General features: G+C 68.1%; 18 protein-coding genes. 6 read left to right on the top strand and 12 right to left on the bottom strand.

Annotation, left to right across the window (positions count from 1 at the left end):
* Window positions 1-42: 42 nt before the first annotated feature.
* Window positions 43-1,176, top strand: coding sequence for a D-alanyl-D-alanine carboxypeptidase (locus AB0E63_RS08335; protein ID WP_360363158.1), 1,134 nt, complete (start codon window positions 43-45; stop codon window positions 1,174-1,176).
* Here the strand turns inward: AB0E63_RS08335 and AB0E63_RS08330 are convergent.
* The 3 genes from AB0E63_RS08330 to trpS are packed head-to-tail and all read right to left on the bottom strand — an operon-like array spanning window position 1,173 to window position 3,845.
* Complete coding sequence (locus AB0E63_RS08330; protein WP_360363156.1) at window positions 1,173-2,240, bottom strand: YihY/virulence factor BrkB family protein; 1,068 nt, start codon at window positions 2,238-2,240, stop codon at window positions 1,173-1,175. The two genes, AB0E63_RS08335 and AB0E63_RS08330, sit on opposite strands and share 4 nt — an antisense overlap.
* 28 nt (window positions 2,241-2,268) lie before the next feature.
* Window positions 2,269-2,781: a 2'-5' RNA ligase family protein gene (locus AB0E63_RS08325; RefSeq protein ID WP_360363154.1), complete on the bottom strand. Its 513-nt coding sequence runs from the start codon at window positions 2,779-2,781 to the stop codon at window positions 2,269-2,271.
* A gap of 8 nt (window positions 2,782-2,789) precedes the next feature.
* The gene (gene trpS / locus AB0E63_RS08320; RefSeq protein WP_360363152.1) at window positions 2,790-3,845 is read right to left on the bottom strand and encodes a tryptophan--tRNA ligase; all 1,056 of its coding nucleotides are present in this window, start codon (window positions 3,843-3,845) and stop codon (window positions 2,790-2,792) included.
* Between the two features lie 72 nt (window positions 3,846-3,917).
* Between trpS and AB0E63_RS08315 the strand changes: the two genes are divergently transcribed.
* Window positions 3,918-4,484 carry an alpha/beta hydrolase gene (locus AB0E63_RS08315; RefSeq protein WP_360363150.1) on the top strand — a complete coding sequence of 189 codons (567 nt, stop codon included), beginning with the start codon at window positions 3,918-3,920 and terminating at the stop codon, window positions 4,482-4,484.
* Here AB0E63_RS08315 and AB0E63_RS08310 read toward each other — a convergent pair.
* The 6 genes from AB0E63_RS08310 to AB0E63_RS08285 form a co-directional block, all read right to left on the bottom strand.
* The gene (locus AB0E63_RS08310; protein WP_360363148.1) at window positions 4,458-4,859 is read right to left on the bottom strand and encodes a hypothetical protein; all 402 of its coding nucleotides are present in this window, start codon (window positions 4,857-4,859) and stop codon (window positions 4,458-4,460) included. The genes AB0E63_RS08315 and AB0E63_RS08310 overlap by 27 nt on opposite strands.
* A gap of 90 nt (window positions 4,860-4,949) precedes the next feature.
* Window positions 4,950-6,299: an N-acetylglucosamine/diacetylchitobiose ABC transporter substrate-binding protein gene (ngcE, locus tag AB0E63_RS08305; protein WP_360363146.1), complete on the bottom strand. Its 1,350-nt coding sequence runs from the start codon at window positions 6,297-6,299 to the stop codon at window positions 4,950-4,952.
* 23 nt (window positions 6,300-6,322) lie between these two features.
* Entirely contained in the window at window positions 6,323-7,216 is an 894-nt protein-coding gene (locus AB0E63_RS08300) for a carbohydrate ABC transporter permease (RefSeq protein WP_360363144.1), read from the bottom strand.
* Complete coding sequence (locus AB0E63_RS08295) at window positions 7,213-8,208, bottom strand: sugar ABC transporter permease (RefSeq protein WP_360363142.1); 996 nt, start codon at window positions 8,206-8,208, stop codon at window positions 7,213-7,215. The genes AB0E63_RS08300 and AB0E63_RS08295 overlap by 4 nt, the downstream gene beginning before the upstream one ends.
* Window positions 8,209-8,210: 2 nt before the next feature.
* Window positions 8,211-9,629 carry an N-acetylglucosamine/diacetylchitobiose ABC transporter substrate-binding protein gene (gene ngcE, locus AB0E63_RS08290; protein ID WP_360363140.1) on the bottom strand — a complete coding sequence of 473 codons (1,419 nt, stop codon included), beginning with the start codon at window positions 9,627-9,629 and terminating at the stop codon, window positions 8,211-8,213.
* A 23-nt stretch (window positions 9,630-9,652) separates the two neighbouring features.
* Entirely contained in the window at window positions 9,653-10,444 is a 792-nt protein-coding gene (locus AB0E63_RS08285; protein ID WP_360363138.1) for an SIS domain-containing protein, read from the bottom strand.
* 209 nt (window positions 10,445-10,653) lie between these two features.
* Between AB0E63_RS08285 and AB0E63_RS08280 the strand changes: the two genes are divergently transcribed.
* Window positions 10,654-11,694 carry a BadF/BadG/BcrA/BcrD ATPase family protein gene (locus tag AB0E63_RS08280; protein WP_360363136.1) on the top strand — a complete coding sequence of 347 codons (1,041 nt, stop codon included), beginning with the start codon at window positions 10,654-10,656 and terminating at the stop codon, window positions 11,692-11,694.
* 1 nt (window position 11,695) lies between these two features.
* Here AB0E63_RS08280 and AB0E63_RS08275 read toward each other — a convergent pair whose 3' ends face one another.
* Window positions 11,696-12,079 carry a YciI family protein gene (locus AB0E63_RS08275; RefSeq protein WP_360363134.1) on the bottom strand — a complete coding sequence of 128 codons (384 nt, stop codon included), beginning with the start codon at window positions 12,077-12,079 and terminating at the stop codon, window positions 11,696-11,698.
* Window positions 12,080-12,248: 169 nt separating this feature from the next.
* Between AB0E63_RS08275 and AB0E63_RS08270 the strand changes: the two genes are divergently transcribed.
* A complete protein-coding gene (locus tag AB0E63_RS08270; protein ID WP_360363132.1) occupies window positions 12,249-13,091 on the top strand; it encodes an alpha/beta hydrolase in 843 nt (280 codons plus the stop codon).
* Between the two features lies 1 nt (window position 13,092).
* On the opposite strand, the gene AB0E63_RS08265 is transcribed toward AB0E63_RS08270, so the two are convergent.
* Window positions 13,093-13,227, bottom strand: a complete 135-nt coding sequence (locus AB0E63_RS08265; RefSeq protein ID WP_360363130.1) for a hypothetical protein — start codon at window positions 13,225-13,227, stop codon at window positions 13,093-13,095.
* A 57-nt stretch (window positions 13,228-13,284) separates the two neighbouring features.
* Here AB0E63_RS08265 and AB0E63_RS08260 point away from each other — a divergent pair, with 57 nt between their 5' ends.
* Entirely contained in the window at window positions 13,285-13,878 is a 594-nt protein-coding gene (locus AB0E63_RS08260; RefSeq protein WP_360363128.1) for a helix-turn-helix domain-containing protein, read from the top strand.
* Between the two features lie 2 nt (window positions 13,879-13,880).
* The gene (locus tag AB0E63_RS08255; protein WP_360363126.1) at window positions 13,881-15,173 is read left to right on the top strand and encodes an MFS transporter; all 1,293 of its coding nucleotides are present in this window, start codon (window positions 13,881-13,883) and stop codon (window positions 15,171-15,173) included.
* On the opposite strand, the gene AB0E63_RS08250 is transcribed toward AB0E63_RS08255, so the two are convergent.
* On the bottom strand, window positions 15,115-16,443 hold the full coding sequence (locus AB0E63_RS08250; RefSeq protein ID WP_360363124.1) for a hemolysin family protein: 1,329 nt from the start codon (window positions 16,441-16,443) through the stop codon (window positions 15,115-15,117). The two genes, AB0E63_RS08255 and AB0E63_RS08250, sit on opposite strands and share 59 nt — an antisense overlap.
* Window positions 16,444-16,516 lie beyond the last annotated feature (73 nt).

Raw genomic sequence — 16,516 nt, 5'->3', positions numbered from 1 at the left:
GACTGTGACATCTGCCCCGGGTGGCAACTAGAGTTCCGGGCGATGCGTTTGCTTCTGACGGCCTGCGCGACCGCCGCACTGGTGGTCACCGGACCTCTGACAGCGACCGCCGCCGGCCAGGGCCCCCAAGGCCCGGTCGGCGGCGGCCTGCTGACCGCGAAGCCGACGGTCGTCGCCGACGGGGCGGCACCGCCGGCTGTCGAGGCGTCTGCCTATGTCGTCGCCGACGTCGACACCGGCGAGGTGCTGGCCGCCAAGGCGCCGCACGCCAAGCTGCGGCCGGCCAGCACGCTCAAGACCCTGACTGCCCTGGTCCTGCTCCCGCGGCTCAAGAAGACCGATCAGGTGATCGGTTCGGACGCTGACGCCGGCATCATCGGCAGCAAGGTCGGCGTGTACCCAGGACTGCGGTACACCGTCGACCTGCTCTTCCAAGGCATGTTCCTGGCGTCCGGGAACGACGCCGTCCACGCACTCTGCGCGCACGACCAAGGTGGCGTCCCGGCGACCATCCAGCGGATGAACCAGAAGGCCGCAGAGATCGGCGCGCTCGACACCCACGTGACCGACCCCACAGGCTTGGACGCGGACGGGCAGTACTCCAGCGCCTATGACCTGGCCCTGTTCGCGCAGGCCGGTCTTGCCCGGCAGGACTTCGCCAAGTACGCGGCGACGAAGTACACGGCGTTCCCGAACGCCGGGAACAAGGGCACCTACCAGGTCGCGAACCAGAACAAACTGCTGTTCAACTACGAGGGCGCGCTGGGCGTCAAGACCGGTTACACCACGCTGGCCCGGAACACGTTCGTCGGTGCGGCCCGCCGCAACGGGCACACGCTGGTGGTGACGATGATGAACGCGCCGCACGGCATCACCGAGGACGCCAGCAACCTGCTCACCTGGACGTTCAACAACTACAGCAAGCTCACCCCGGTCGGCACGCTGGTCAAGCCCGCGGCCGAGCCCAAGACCGCCACCGGTCCCAAACAGGGCGAGAAGAAGTCGGCAGAGTCCGGTACGCCGAACCCGCCGCGCAGCCGGACAGTCCTGAGCCCCGGCCAGGCCGTGCAGTCACTGGCCTTCCGCGTCCCCGCCTGGGCCTACGCCGGACCACCGGTATTGCTGCTGGGACTCTTCCTCCGCCGACCTCGCACCTTGCGCCGGCGGCGCCACTAACGCCGGAGCGATCGGGCGGCTTTGCCGATCTGCGACGCCAGAACGGACGCGGTGATGCCCAGCAGCGCACCCGCGGCGACCGCGACGGTATCCGCCTTGCGCTGCGGCACCGGGACGACCTTGTAGCGCTTGCCGGGTGGACCCGGCAGGAGCGGCTCTACCGCAGACTGCTCGGGCGGCAGCGGCGCCTCCGCGATCCGGAGACGCCCCTCGGCGCTGGACTTCCGCGCCGCCGCGTCGAGCGTGGCTTCCTTGGTCCACGCCGCGATGAGCATGATCGCGCGCGTCAGCAGGTAGATCCACACCAGCAACGCCAGCGGCAAGGCCAGCGTGCCGTACGCCGCGTTCGTCCCGATGACATGGGTCACGTACAGGTTGCCGAGCTTCTGCGCGAGGTAGTACAGGATGCCGCCGGCCAGAGCGGCGATCAGCGCGACCTTCCGCGGCAGGATGATCCGCGGCAGGGCTGTCTGCAGGTAGAGGACCAGGATGGCGCCGGCCCCGAGCCCGAGCACGAGGCTGGTGACGGACAGCAGGCTCGCGTCCAGATGCGTCCGGTCGACGATGCGCTGCGCCAGCGCGGACAGGACGGACGAGACGCCGGTGGCGATCAGACCGATCAGGCCCAGACCGACGAGCGCGCCGAGGTCCCAGAGCTTCACCAGCACAAAGTTGCCGGGCTGGTCGTCCAGCTCGTGCATCGACCGGATCGAGGCGCGCAGCGAGTCGACCCAGGCGAGTCCGGTCCACAGCAGCGCGACGCCCGAAATCAGTCCGATGGTGCCGGCGTGGGCGATCAGCGCGTCGATGTCGATCTGGTTACCGATGCCGGGAAGGTTCTTGTCGAGCGAGTCCTTGAGGGCCTGGATCGCCTTGTCGCCGAGCAGCGGCCCGACGATCGCCGCGGCCAGCACGATCAGCGGAAACAGCGACAGGAACGCGTAAAAGGTCGTTGCCCCGGCCAACCGGTTGCCCCGGCGGTTGCCGAACCGCGCCCACGCCCGCCAGAGCTGGGTGCGGCTGAACCGCGCCCAGATCGCCTTGCCCCGCTGGATGATGCCCATGTGTCTCCTGTACCCCTCGCGCGGAGACTCAGCCTGCCAGCGGGAACGACCGTTGCGGCCGCCACACGCCGTCGGAGCCGTGTTCGTAACGGCTGAAGGCGTCCACGTCGAAGGCACAGTCGTATTCGGCCAGGGCGTCGTACGCGCGGTCGAGGGCGTCCTTGTCCAGGTCGTGGGCGACCGTGACGTGCGGGTGGTACGGGAACCGCAGCTCGACCTCCAGCGGACCGGACCGGACCTGGGACTGCAGCACCTCGCAGGACGAGATGCCCTCGGCCAGCGGGACGAACACGACCGGAGAGATCGGCCGGAAGGTCGCCGTACCGCGCAGCCGGATCTTGAAGCTCGGGAACCGGGCCGCCACCTCGAGCAGGTGGTCGTCGACCAGGGCCAGGTCGGCGTCGTCGATCTCGGTCGGCGGCAGCAGGGTTACATGGGTGGGGATCGACGCGGCCATCGGATCGCCGAACTCGGCCCGGTACTTCTGCAGCTCCGAGCCATAGGGTTCCGCGATCGGGATCGCGACACCGATCATGGCCATCCGGGCCCCTACCGGCCCACTGCCGGACCGGGCACGAAGCCCAGCCGGTCGTAGACGCGTTGCAGCGTCGGCTCGGTCACCGCACGGGCGCGCTCGGCACCGGCGGCCAGGATCGCGTCCAGCTGCGCCTTGTCGTCGAGGTAGCCCAGCGTCTTCTCCCGGAACGGGGTGACAAACTCGACCACGACCTCGGCCAGGTCCTTCTTGAAGTCGCCGTACCCGCGGCCGGCGTACTCGTCCTCGAGCTCGCTGATCTTCTTGCCGGTCAGGGCCGAGTAGATGGTGAGCAGGTTGGCCACGCCGGCCTTGTTCTCCGGGTCGAAGACGACGTCGCGACCGGAGTCGGTGACGGCGGAGCGGATCTTCTTCGCGCTCGCCTTCGGGTCGTCGAGCAGGTCGATGATGCCGGCCGGAGAAGAGCTGGACTTGCTCATCTTCGCGGCCGGGTCCTGCAGGTCGGAGATCTTCGCGGTCTCCTTGACGATGTACGGCTCGGGCAGCCGGAACGTCTTGCCGAAGCGGTGGTTGAACCGCTGGGCCAGGTCGCGGGTCAGCTCCAGGTGCTGGCGCTGGTCCTCGCCGACCGGAACCCGGTCGGCCTGGTAGATCAGGATGTCCGCGGCCTGCAGGATCGGGTACGTGAACAGGCCGACGGTGGCCCGGTCGGAGCCGCCCTTGGCGGACTTGTCCTTGAACTGCGTCATCCGGCTGGCCTCGCCGAACCCGGTCAGGCAGCCGAGCACCCAGGCCAGCTGGGCGTGCTCGGGTACGTGCGACTGGACGAACAGCGTGGACCGCTCAGGGTCGATGCCGGCCGCGAGCAGCTGCGCCACCGACCGGCGGGTCCGATCCCGCAGCGCCTTCGGCTCGTACTCCACCGTGATCGCGTGCAGGTCGACGACGCAGTAGAACGCGTCGTGGTCGTCCTGCAGGGCCACCCACTGCCGCAACGCGCCGAGGTAGTTGCCGAAGTGGAAGGAGTCCGCCGTCGGCTGGATCCCGGACAGCACCCGAGGGCGACGCAGGGAACCGGCTGCGGAGGGGTCAGGCGCAGCTAGGGACATGCCCCCGATTCTGCCAGCGCCCCCAGTCCACGCCACACCGGGGCGGGTCCCGCTCCCCATACACTCCGTCCTATGACTTCGCGCACAGTGGTCGTTCTGCCTGGTGGACAGAACGGGCCGACTGCTCCGTTACCGATGTTCGCCTCCGACGCGGCCGAGCAGCGCGGTGCGCGCGTCCATCCGGTGTGGTGGGACGAGCCCGACCGCCCGTTCACCCTGACCGAGGACGAGCGCGGCCACTGGGTCGTTTCACAGGCCGCCAAGGCCGTCGCAGCTGCCACTGGCGACGTGTTGCTGATCGGAAAGTCACTCGGCAGTTATGGCTCCGCGCTGGCAGCTGAGCGTGGTTTTCCGGCGATCTGGCTCACCCCCGTACTGACCAGCCCCTGGGTGGTCGACGGCCTGCGCCGCTCGACCGCGCCGTTCCTGCTGGTCGGCGGTACGGCGGATGCCCTGTGGGACTCGGCTCTCGCTCGGGAGCTCACGCCGTACGTGCTCGAAGTGCCGGAGGCCGACCACGGGATGTATGTGCCGGGGCGGCTCGCGGCGTCGGCCGACGTACTGGGTCAGGTCGCGACGGCGGTCGAGGACTTTCTGGACCAGGTGGTGTGGTCACCAGGACCAGCCGCGAGAAGCTAGCTCCTGCTCCTCCAGCCAGCGTTTTTCTTCGCCGCGTTCGAGGTCGGCCTCTTCGCGGACGCCGGCCAGGCGGCAGGCCTCGTCGAGGAGGTCGTCGTAGGCCGCTTCGAGGGCCATCAGGCGGTGAGCTTTGGCATAGATCCGGGCGGACTCGACCCGGCGGATCTCCTCGGCCACGTGGCCCAAGCGGGTCTGCAGGCGCAGGGTGTCGAAGGGGTCGGGCTCAGGGACCGTATGCCGACGTAGGCGGCCGGTCAGCCGCGAACCCGACCGCTGCACGCGCCGGCGCCAGCGGGCCGGCGGGGGCTGCGGCAGCAGCAAGTTGAGCAGCACGCACAACCCCAGGAACACGAGCAGCACCGCTACCCACTCCATCGACCTCACCTACCTGCTTCGAGGGTATGTCGGCTTGCCGCCGACGGCGAGATCTTTTCCCAGGTCAGGCCCCGATTTTCCGGGTTTCTGTCAGTCCCGGTGGTACTTGGTGACCGCGTTGTCCTGTTTGAGCTTGTCGGCGGCCGCCTGGATCCGGCCGGTCCATTCCGAGAGTTGCAGGCCGCCCGCCAGGAACTGGCCGGTCGCCTCGGCCGCGGCGGTGGCGAAGGTGGGGTACCAGCTGTCGAAGTACCACGTGATGACCTGGTCACCGGCGACCGAGAGCAGGTCCCGGGCCGAGCGGAGCGCCGTACCGATCTCCAGGCCGTCGGCCGCGCCGCGGACGATCGTCAACTGGTTGGACTCGGACGTGACCTGGGCGGCGACGTCCTTCGACAGGGTGGCCCGCAGGTACTCCAGGCCGCCCGCCTTGTTCTTCGCCTTCTCCGGCACCAGGTACGGCGCGGTCGCCGCGACATGCAGTCCCCGAGCCAGGGCCGACGAGCCGTCCAGCGGCGGTACGCCGATCATGGTCAGCCCGAAGTTCGGCGGGATGAGCGCGTTCATCTCGTTCTCGAGCCAGTTGCCGCAGGGCAGCAGGCCGGCCTTCGAGGCGAGGAACCGCCGCTGCGAGCCGATGTGGTCGTAGTCGGTGGCGCCGGGCGCGATCAGGCCGCGCTTGGCCAGTTCGCCGACCGCGGTGATCGCCCGGGTTACGCTCTCGTCCTTCCAGGCGCCGTCGTCGAGGTTGTCGATCCGCTTCACCACATCGTGGCCGCCGGTCTTGGCGGCGAGGGTGAGCACCAGTTCGAGCACGTAGTACGGATGCGCGCCGGCGTAGATGAACGGGCCGAGCCTGGCCGCCTTCATTTCGGTGCCTAGGGCAAGCAGTTGCGGCCAGGTGCGGGGCACATCCCAGTCGTTGTGCTGGAACAGGCTCGCCGAGTACCAGAGCCCGTAGACGGTCGCGACGTAGTTGAGGGTCCGCTGCGTCCCGTCGTACCGCCCGAAGTCGAGCATCCCGGGCAGCAGCGCGTCCTCGACCGTCATGCCCGGGTCGTCCCAGGACGGCGCGTCCAGCAACGGTTTCAGATCCGCTAACTGATCGTCGCGCACCAGCGGGCGCAGTTCGAGCGGCTGACTGCCGCCGTTCAGCAGGACATCCGGCGGCGTGCTGCTCGCGAACCGCGGCTGCACCGCGTCCGACAGCTTGGCCGTGACCTTGGGCGTGAGCGTGGCGCCCGCGTACTTCTTCCGGTACGCCGCCGCCGCGAAGCCGCCGTACTCCTCGCCGATCGCGACGTCGACGGGCGCGGATCCGTCGACCATGAACGGGTTGCCGGGCGACGCGGCCGGGCGGGTGCTCGTCGGACCCGACGAGCACCCGCTCAGGACCGCTCCGGCCAGCGCGCTCTGCAACAACGTCCGCCGTGTCAGCATCACGGCAGGCTATTACGTCTCGCCTACTTCACGCCTCCGGCGGTGACGGAGACCTGCAGTTGACGCTGGAAGATGATGTAGACCACCAGAACCGGCGCCACGGTGATCACCACGGCCGCGAACAGGGCGCCGAAGTCCACCGCATAACCGGCTTGCGATGCGAACGAGGCCATACCCTGCGAGAGCACGTAGTTCTTCGAGTCGGTGTTCAGGGCGACGGGGAGCAGGAACTGGTTCCACAACCCCAGGAAGTTGAAGATGGCGACCGACGCCATCCCCGGCCGCGCCATCGGCAACATCACCGAGAAGAACGAGCGCCACTCACCTGCCCCGTCGATCTGCGCCGCCTCGTAGACCTCGCCCGGCAGTGCCTTGAAGAAGCTGTGCAGGAAGAAGACGGTGAACGGCAGCGCGAACGCGACATAGGTGATGATCAACCCTGGCAAGGTGTTGAGCAGCGAAAGGTTCTTCAGCACGAAGAACAGCGGCACGATCGCCAGGAAGACCGGGAACGTCAGCCCCGCCAGCATGGAGTAGTAGATCAGCCGGTTGCCGGGGAACGAGAACCTGGCCAGCACGTACGCACACATCGCACCGAGGATCATCACCAGCACCAGCGCGCAGCCGACGACGACCACCGTGTTCAGGAAGTAGCGACCTATACCGGCCGTCGTCCAGGCATTGGCATAGTTGCTGAACCGCAGCTTGCTCGGCAGCGCCAACGGGTTGCCCAGGACCTCCTGCGTCGACTTGAACGAGGACAGCAGAGTCCACAGCAGCGGCAGGATCACCAGCAGCGACCACAGGATCAGCGCGATGTGGGCGGTCGTGGCAACGCCCCTGCCCTCCCGGGCCCGATGGTCGGGCGCGCGGGACCCGACGACGACGTCGGCCCGGTCGGCGGCGGTGGTTGTCATCGGCGTTCCTTCACTTTCCGCTCACGTCCGCCGGTCAGGGCGTTGACTGTGAAGACCAGGAGCGCGAACAGCATCGTCACCGCGGCCAGGATCACGCCCATGGCCGTCGAGTAACCGAACTGGCCCTTGGTGAAGGCAGTGGTGAACAGCTGCTGGGGCATGACCAGGGTCGAGTTCTGCGGCCCGCCGCCAGGGTTCAGCGCCTGCATGTAGACGAAGGCGTCGAGGGCGGCGATGCCGAGATAGATGTACGCCGTCTGCACATTGTCGCGAATCAGCGGCACCGTCAGGAACACCGCCGTCCGGAAGCGTCCGGCGCCGTCGATCCGGGCCGCCTCGAACACCTCGGGGTCGATCCCCCGGATGGCGGCGATGAACAGCACCATGTAGAAGCCGACGAAGCCCCAGATCATCACGAACATCGACGCCGGCATGGCGGTCCGCGCATCACCGAGCCACGCGTAGTTCTCGAACTGGTGGAGCCCGATCTTCGACAGCACCGCGTCCAGAATGCCCGAGCTCGGCGTGAACACCTGGGCCCAGATCAGGCCGATCACGATCGCGGGGATCACGTACGGGAAGAACGAGACGATCCGGTAGAAGCCGGAGTTGCGCAGTCCGCGGACTGTCCCGGTGCCCGAGCCACCGATCGTCACCAGCGTGGCAAGAGTCAGCGCCAGCACGATCGTCACGATCGGCACGACGATCGCGAGCTCGATGTTGTTGCGTACGGCCTTCAGGAAGATGTCGTCGTGGAACAGCTTGACGTAGTTGTCGAAGCCGACGAAGTTCATCCCCGAGCTGAACCCCGACCAGTCGGTCAGCGAGTAGTACAGCGCCTGCACGAACGGAGAGACCACGAAGATCACGAACACCGCCAGCGGCAGGCCGAGGAACACGACCATGAAGCTGACCCGGTCGAAGGTCAACGGCCGGCGGCGCCGGGTGACGGACCGCTTGGGTCCGCCTCCCGGCACAGCCTCTTGCTGCATGGTCACTTCGTGACCGGGATCTTCTTGACGGAGCTGTCGTTGCGCACCTTGTCGGTGATCTGCTGCAGGCCCTTCGTCAGGCCGGCCGCGTCGAGTTGGCCGGACAGGAAGGAGTTCCAGACCACCAGCTGGTCGGTGTTCATGCCGTACAGGCCGAAGACCTGGTAGTCGAAGACGTTCGTGCCGGCAGCGTCCAGCATCGCGGTCTGCGACTGCAGCGCGGTCGAACCGAAACCGTCCGCGGGCACCAGGCCCTTGACGATCGTCGGCGCCAGCCGCGTCTTGGCGAAGTTGGTCGCCGCCTCCTTGGACAGCATGGCGCGCAGCAGCTCCTTGCCGCCGGCAACGTTCTTGCCCTTCGACGGGACGATGAACGGCTCGCCGGCCGCGCTGCGCAGCGACTCGTACGGCAGCTTCGGGCTGTCGGTGAGCGTCGGCTCCGGGACGCCCTTCATGTCGAAGCCCGACTTGGTGGCCTTCTTCATCTCGTTCTCGATCCACGAGCCCGAGGGGTAGAGGATGGCCTGCTGGTCGTTGCTCCACTTCGCCTGCGCGGCGGTGAACTGGGTACCGGCGCCACCGGGGACGAAGTACCCGTTCTTGACCATGGTCTCCATGGCCTTGAAGATGCCCTGGAACTGCGGCATCGACCAGCAGTTCTCCTTCAGGTTCTCCAGCGCCAGCCGGACCTCGTCGCCCCCCTCCTTGATCGCGCCGTCGACGGCCATCGTGTGGTAGTAGGTCGCGGCTTCCTTGCCCCAGACGAACAGGTACTTGCCCTTCGCCTTGGCCTTGGCGCCGAGGTCGAGGAGCGCGTCGTACGTCTTCGGCGGCTCCCAGCCGTTCTCCTTGAACAGGCTGTCGGAGTACCAGATGCCGTACAGGGTGAGGACGTAGTTCATCGCGACGAACTTGCCGTCGTACGTACCGGGGTTCTTGGCGCCCGGGTACAGGGTGTCGGCGATCTTCGTGCCCTCGTAGTTGTTGGCCTCGAAGACGTCGTCCAGCGTCGCCAGCTGGTCCAGGATCGTGTTGAAGCCGATCTGGTTCGCGCCGGAGTTGTCGATCAGGTCCGGCGGGTTGCCGCCGACGAAGCGCGGCTGCAGCTGCTGGGCGATCTGGGTGGACGGCGCGACCTTGAAGGTCGAGCCCACGAACTTCTTCTGCGCGATGTCGGCCGCGAACTGCACGTAGTCGTACCCGTAACCGCCGTTGAAGATCACCGCGTCGACGGTCGCCTTGTCCGCCATGCCGAACGGGTTGTCCGCGGTCTTGTCGGCGCCGCCACCGCTGGAATCGCTGCTGTCGTTGCCGCTGCTGGCACAGGCGGCGAGCAGCGTGCTGCCGCCGGTCGCCAGCAAGGTGCCGACCGCTGCGCGCTGCAGGAACAGGCGCCGCGACAGGTTGTTGGGAGTGGTCATTGTCCTGCCTTCCAAGGAGTGTTTCACGCAGTACGCCGGATGCGACCGGCATACCGTGCTTCAAGGGCGTGGTTGTGTTCGTCGCCACCGGGGATGTTCGCGGACAGGTAGACCGGCGGCGTCTCGCCCGCGTCGGTCATCCGGCGCAGCACCTCGGCGACCAGCAGCTGGGCGATCAGCGCGGCGGTGATGGACGATACCGCGCAGACCTTGCCCCCGCCGTCGGGGAGGTCGAGCACGGAGTCGCCGTACGGCGCGTGGTTGTCCAGGACCACGTCCGCGAAGTCGATCAGCTTCTTACCCGACGGGTGCCGGGACTCCATCCCGCCGGTGTGCTGCAGCGAGGTGATCGCGATCAGCGGGTGGCCGTGCTCCTTGGCCACGCTCGCGAGCTCCACGATCGAACCGTTCACGCCGGAGTTGGAGGCGATGACGAACAAGTCACCCTCGCGGGCAGCGGACAGCTCGTACAGCTTGCGGGAGTACTTCGGGTCGCGCTCGAGCTCGGCGCTGCGCAGCAGCTCCGGCGGCTCGCCACCGAGCAGCACCAGGTCGCGCAGCGCGATCCGGTTGGTCGCGATCAGGCCACCGGCGCGGCCGGCGATCTCCATCGCGAGCGCCTCCGAGTGGCCGGAACCGAAGGCCTGGATGACGCCGTCGGCGCGCAGCGACGCGGTCATCAGGTCGGCAGCCTGCTGGATCGGGCCGTCGATCTGCTCGGTGACGGCGGCCAGAATCGGTGTGAGGACGTGAACATAGGACTGCGCGCTCACCCCGCTCGTCTGGCCCGATCCCCCGTGCTTACTGCTGGCCATCAGCGGCCCCACCCCTCGATTAATCTGTTCGATGCGACACTCCTGGTGCCGACAAGTGCGCAAGTTTGCTGTTTGCTGGACAGAACTTTTCTCAACTGGCAGCTAAAGTCAAGGCTCATCTCACTCTTTCTGCCAGATCGGGACCGTTGCGTAACCTTGTGCTTTTGTGCTTGTTAAGAGGCTCTTTTGAGCAGTTTGGAGCATTGCGTATGTCGGTCGAACGCTCGCTGCCGGAACCTGCCGACCCGGTGGTCTTGATGCCAGGCACAGCACTGGTCCTGGGCGGCGACCTCGGCGGCACCTCCACCCGGATCGTGATCGCGGACGCTGAGGGCAACGTAGTCGGCCGAGGTGCCGCCGCGGGCGGAAACCCGACCAGTCACCCCGTAAGTGCGGCAGCCAACTTCGGTCAGGCGCTTCACGCGGCACTCGCCGGGCTGGACCCGACCGCGGTCAAGGCGGCAGTGGTCGGCGCGGCCGGCGGCTCGGCGCTGGCACGACCCGACGTCGCGGCCCAGTTCGACGCCGCGTGGTCCGGCGCCGGGCTGATCACCAAGCCCGACTTCATCGGTGACCTCGAGGTCGCCTTCGCCTCCGGTACGGCGGAACCCGACGGCACCGTGCTGATCGCGGGGACCGGGAGCAACGCCGGCCTGGTCCAGGGTCATCAACTGATCCGGACCGCGGGCGGCCACGGCTGGCTGCTCGGCGACGAAGGCTCCGGGTTCTGGCTGGGCCGCGAGGCTGTGCGCAGTGTGTTGCACGCTCTCGACCTCGGCGAACCGATCGGTCTCCTCGGGGAGGCGGTCGTCCAGGCGATCCTGCCGGACCGCGACGAGCAGGCACCCGTGTCGCGGGCCGGTTACGACGTACTGCGTGACGATTTGATCAGAACGGTGAACAGCCGGCCACCCGTCCTGCTCGCCGAACTGGCGCAGCCGGTCGTGGCGGCGTACGAGCAGAACGACGAAACGGCACACGCGCTGGTGAAACGCGCAGCCGAGTTGCTCATAGAGACAGTGAGTCAGCTCAGGACAACGTCGGACAACGGCCCGATGGTCCTCGCGGGCAGTGTCGCGGGCGGATCCTCACCGGTCGGCCGGCTGATCCGGGAGACCATTCACCAGGACTTCGCCGGTGAGGTGCTGACCGCGCGGGACGGGGTCGGCGGCGCCACCTGGCTTGCCCTCGGCGCCCTCGACCCCGCCCTTGCCACCCGGGCGAACCACACCCGTTTGGTGCAGCCCTGACCTAGTCGAACACTGACGCCTTGCGGACTTCCACTGCGTAGAACTCAGCCTCGGGGATCGTCGCGGCGATCTCCTCGGCCCGCTCGGCGGTGTCGACGTCGATCAGGAAGACGCCGGCGAGCTGCTCCTTGGCCTCGGAGTAGGGGCCGTCGGTGGTGGCGCGAATGCCCTTGCGGACCCGGACCACGCGGGTGTCGGACGGCGCGTCGAGCGGTACGGCGTTGATGAGCTCGCCGGAGTCGTCCAGTTCCTGGAGGAGCTTTTCCAGTTGCGCGGCCAGCGCGTCGCGGGCCTTCTTCGGGAGCGCCTGACCTTCCTCGGTGTTCAGGAAGGACGGGTGGCCCCAGGTGATCGGGTTGCTGTGAATCAGCAGCAGGTACTTCATGACGGTTCCTTTCGGAGTCTGGATGGATCTTCGCAGCAGAGGTCGGAGACCGCCGGGCGGACTCGACATTTCACCTTCGGGCAGGATCCGCTGCCTCCGAATGTCGAGTCCGTCCGCGGGTGTCCGACGTACCGCTCGGCAAGACCCCGACGAACCTAAGGTGAGCGACATGGACGAGACGGACCTCCGGCTGGCGGACGGCCGGACCCTGCACGTATACGACAGCGCGCCCGGCGACGACGGCCGGCTCGCGGTCGTCTGGCACCACGGCACGCCGAACCTCGGCGTCCCGCCCGAGCCGCTGTTCGAGGCCGGTGAGTGGCTCGGGATCCGGTGGATCGGCTTCGACCGGCCCGGGTACGGCGGCTCGACCGCGGCCCCCGGACGCACGATGGCCTCGGTCGCGGCCGACCTGACCAGGGTCGTGGACGCCCTCGGGGTCGGCAGCTTCGCGCTGATGGGCTACTCCGGCGGCGGGTCGTACGCGCTCGGGGCGGCCGCGGTCCTCGGCGAGCGGGTCGAGGCCGTCGCCACCTTCGCCGCGATCGCGCCGTACGACGCCGACGGTCTCGACTGGTACGACGGCATGATCCCCTCCGGACTCGCGTCACTCCGGGCGGCAGCCGCGGGGCGAGACGCGAAGGTGCGGCACGAGACCTCGGGCGTCGAGTACGACCCGGAGTTCACCGCCGCGGACCTGGCCATGTTCGACGGACCGTGGGGCTGGCTGGGCTCGGTCGCCGGTGACAAGTCGATGCCGAACGGCCCGGACGGGCTGATCGACGACGACTGTTCTTATGTAGTGCCGTGGGGCTGCGACCTCGCCAAGATCACCGCCCCGACGCTCCTCGCCCACGGCACCGACGACGGCATCATCCCCAGTCCCCACGGGCAATGGCTGGCCGACCACCTCCCGACCGCCAAGCTCGATCTCTACCCAGGCCTCGGCCACGTCTCGGTTCTGGCCCACGCCGAGTCCGGTCTCGAGTGGATCCGCGAGCAGACCGGCTGAATCAGGTCGCCAGCAGGTGGCGGGTGCGCGGCCGCTCGAGGGAGAAGTCGGCGGCCGCGCGGTAGAGGTCGGCATCCGGGCCGGTGATGCGCTCGTGGTGCTGGCGCAGATGCTCGGCCCACGTACGGCGTCGCACTGGGCATATTCCAAGCAATGGCTTGACATCGGATGCAGGCCGATGCATATTCCAAGCATGTCTTTGGAGAAGGATCCGCGGCGGATGCGACTGCTGGCCGATCCGCTGGCTATTCGGGCGATGGCCCACCCGGTCCGGTTGGACCTGCAGTCCCTGCTTGGGCGGGAAGGGCCGATGACCGCGGCCGACGCGGCCCGGCGGCTCGGCATCAGCCAGGCGTTGGCATCGCATCACCTGCGGCAGCTGGCGAAGTACGACTTCGTCGAGCCGGCCCCGGGCAAGGACAACCGGGAACGGCCATGGCGACTGGTGTCGACCTCGCAGTCGTGGCGCGACGCGGCCTCGACTCCCGAGGGCGCCGCGGCGGCCGACGTCCTCGAGCAACTGCTGGCCGAGCGAGCGCTCGAGCGACTCAGCCAGTGGCAGCAGGACCGCACCACCGAGGACACGGTCTGGCGGGAGAACTCGGGCATCGGCCAGAGCGGGTTCTACCTGACCAGCGACGAACTGGCCGAGCTCGTCACCCAGATCGATGCCCTGCTGCAGCGGTACGTCGACGAGCGGCCGATCGACGACAAGTCCACCCGCCCACCGGGCAGCCGGCACGTCTCCATCACCCAGATCGTCACGATCACCCCTGAGGAGCAGTAGCGATGAAGGACTTGTGGGGCATCCTCGCGCGGCAACGCGACTACCGGCTGATGCTGAGCGCCGGGCTGATCTCGCTGATCGGTGACTGGCTGCTGCGGACCGGACTCGCGTTCCAGGTGTACGTACTGACCGGATCCACGCTGGCCTCCGGCGGACTGCTGCTGGCCTCGTTCGTGCCGCCGGTCCTGCTCGGCTCACTGGCCGGGGTCTTCGTCGATCGCTGGGACCGGCGCAAGACGATGATCGTGACGAACATCCTGAACGCGGTGGTCCTGCTGCCGTTGCTGGCGGTGCGCGACGAGAGCGCGATCTGGATCGTGTACGGCGTCGTCCTCGCGCAGAGCTGTTTGCAGCAGTTCTTCAGCCCGGCCGAGCAGTCACTCGTCCCGGTGCTGGTCGACTCCAAGCAACTAGTGACGGCCAATGCATTGAACAGCCAGATCCGTGACCTCGCCCGCCTGGTCGGCGCCGCGCTCGGCGGCGTCCTGGCCGCCGTCGGTGGTCTCACGCTGCTCGCCTTGGCCGATGCCTGCACCTTTCTGATTGCCGTCGTGCTGATCGTCGGCATGCGGCACCGCCGCACCGCGACCTCGCACGAGCACGAGCACGAGCACGACGACGCGACCGCGGCCGAGGAGGCGGGCGGGGCGATCCGCCGCCTGCGGGCCGAGTGGACCGAAGGTTTGCGGCTGTGTGTCGCGGGTCAGGCGATGCGGCTGCTGTTCGTCTTCTGCCTCGTCACCGGCGTCGGTGAAGGGATCATGAGCACGCTGTTCGCACCTTTTGTCAGTGCCGAGCTCGGTGGCGACGGGACGGCGTACGGCCTGATCGTGTCGTCGCAGGCGATCGGCGGCATCGTCGGCGGCCTGGTTGCCGCCGCCATCGGCTCACGGTTGCCTGCAGCAACAATGTGGGGTGTCGGAGCGTTCTTCTTCGGCCCGGTCGACCTGACGCTGTTCTGCTACCCGCTGCTCTCGGACAGCCTGATCCCCGCCTTCGCCTGCATGATCATCGTCGGCCTGCCCGGCGCGTTCACCGTGGCCGGCATGATGACCGTCTTCCAGAACCTGACCGAGGACGGCACCCGCGGCCGGATCTTCGGCGCCATCACCGCCACCGAGAGCATCGCCGTCCTGATCGGCATCACCTCGGCCGGCTTCCTCGGCGATGCCGTCGGGATCATTCCGGTCTTGGTCTTCCAGGGCCTCGGCTACGTGGTCGGCGGCGTGGTGATCCTCAGTCGGCGGAGGGTGCTGGTTCCTCGCCCGGAGCCGGTTCTTCCCCAGCCGGCCTGACCCGGTGGATGCGGACCCGGGCCACCCGGCGGCCGTCCATCTCCAGGACGGTGATGGTGTGGCTGTCGACCCGGGCCTCGTCGCCCTTGCTGGGGACCTTGCCCAGCTGGGCGGCGAGGAAGCCGCCGACGGTTTCGTACGGGCCGTCGGGGAGCTCGAGGCCGGTCTCGTCGGCGAAGTCGTCCAGGTTGAGCAGGCCGTCGACCTCGATGTCGCCGCTGCGCAACCGCGTCGTCTCGGTGGACTCCTCGTCGTACTCGTCCTTGATGTCGCCGATGAGTTCCTCGACCAGGTCCTCCATCGTGACGATGCCCGCGGTGCCGCCGTACTCGTCCAGGACGATGGCCAGGTGCGTCGAGCGGCGGCGCATCTCGGTCAGCGTGGGCAGCAGCTTCGCGGTGTCCGGCAGCATCAGCACCTCGCGGGCCAGGTCGCCGACCCGGACCGAGCGCGAAGCGACCGCCGGGTCGAACAGGTCCCGGACGTGCACGAAGCCGGCGATGTCGTCGGCCGAGCCGTTCATCACCGGGTAGCGCGAGTGCGGCCGCTCGGCGGCGAACTTGACCGCCTTGTACGCCGGCATCTCCGCGTCGACGAAGTCCACCTCGGTGCGCGGCAGCATCAGCTCACGCAACTGCCGGCCGCCGGCCTCGAACACGTCGTCGACGATCCGGCGCTCCTCCTCACCCAGCGACTCGTGGGCCGAGACCAGGTCGCGGAGCTCCTCGTCGCTCATCACCTCACGGTTCGCGTTCGGGTCGCCACCGAGGGCGCGGACCACCAGGTCGGTGGACTTCGACAGCAGCCAGATGACCGGGCGGGCGCCGGAGGCGATCTTGTCGACCAGCGGCGCCAGGCCGAGCGCGAACGTCTCGGCCCGCTGCAGCGCGAGTCGCTTGGCGGCGAGCTCACCGAGCACGATCGAGACGTAGGAGATGGCGATCGTGATCAGCACCAGGGCGACGGTGTTCGCGACCGACTCGGGCAGACCGATGTTCTCCAGCTTCGGGGCCAGGCCGTCGGCCAGTGTCGCGCCACCGAAGGCGGCGGACAGGAAGCCCATCAGGGTCACGCCGATCTGGACGGCGGACAGGAACCGGTTCGGGTTGGCGGCCACCTTGGCCACGATCTCGCCGCGCCGGCCGCGGTGCGACAGTGACTTGAGCTGGCTCTCGCGCAGTGAGACCAGGGCCATCTCGGCCGCGGCGAAGACCCCACCGATCAGCACGAAGACGAGAATCAGGACGATGTTGAGCAGGGTGTCGTTCATGGGTGGGAGTTCCTAGCGCCCTCTCGTCGACTGTCGAGAGGGCGTTCGTTGGGCGTAGTCGTCCATTCAGCAA

Origin of the sequence: Kribbella sp. NPDC026596 (genome assembly GCF_040638415.1) — a bacterium.
Taxonomy (GTDB): Bacteria; Actinomycetota; Actinomycetes; order Propionibacteriales; family Kribbellaceae; genus Kribbella.
The sequence above is the reverse complement of the archived record's forward strand: the minus strand, read 5'-3'. Positions and strand labels throughout refer to the sequence as shown.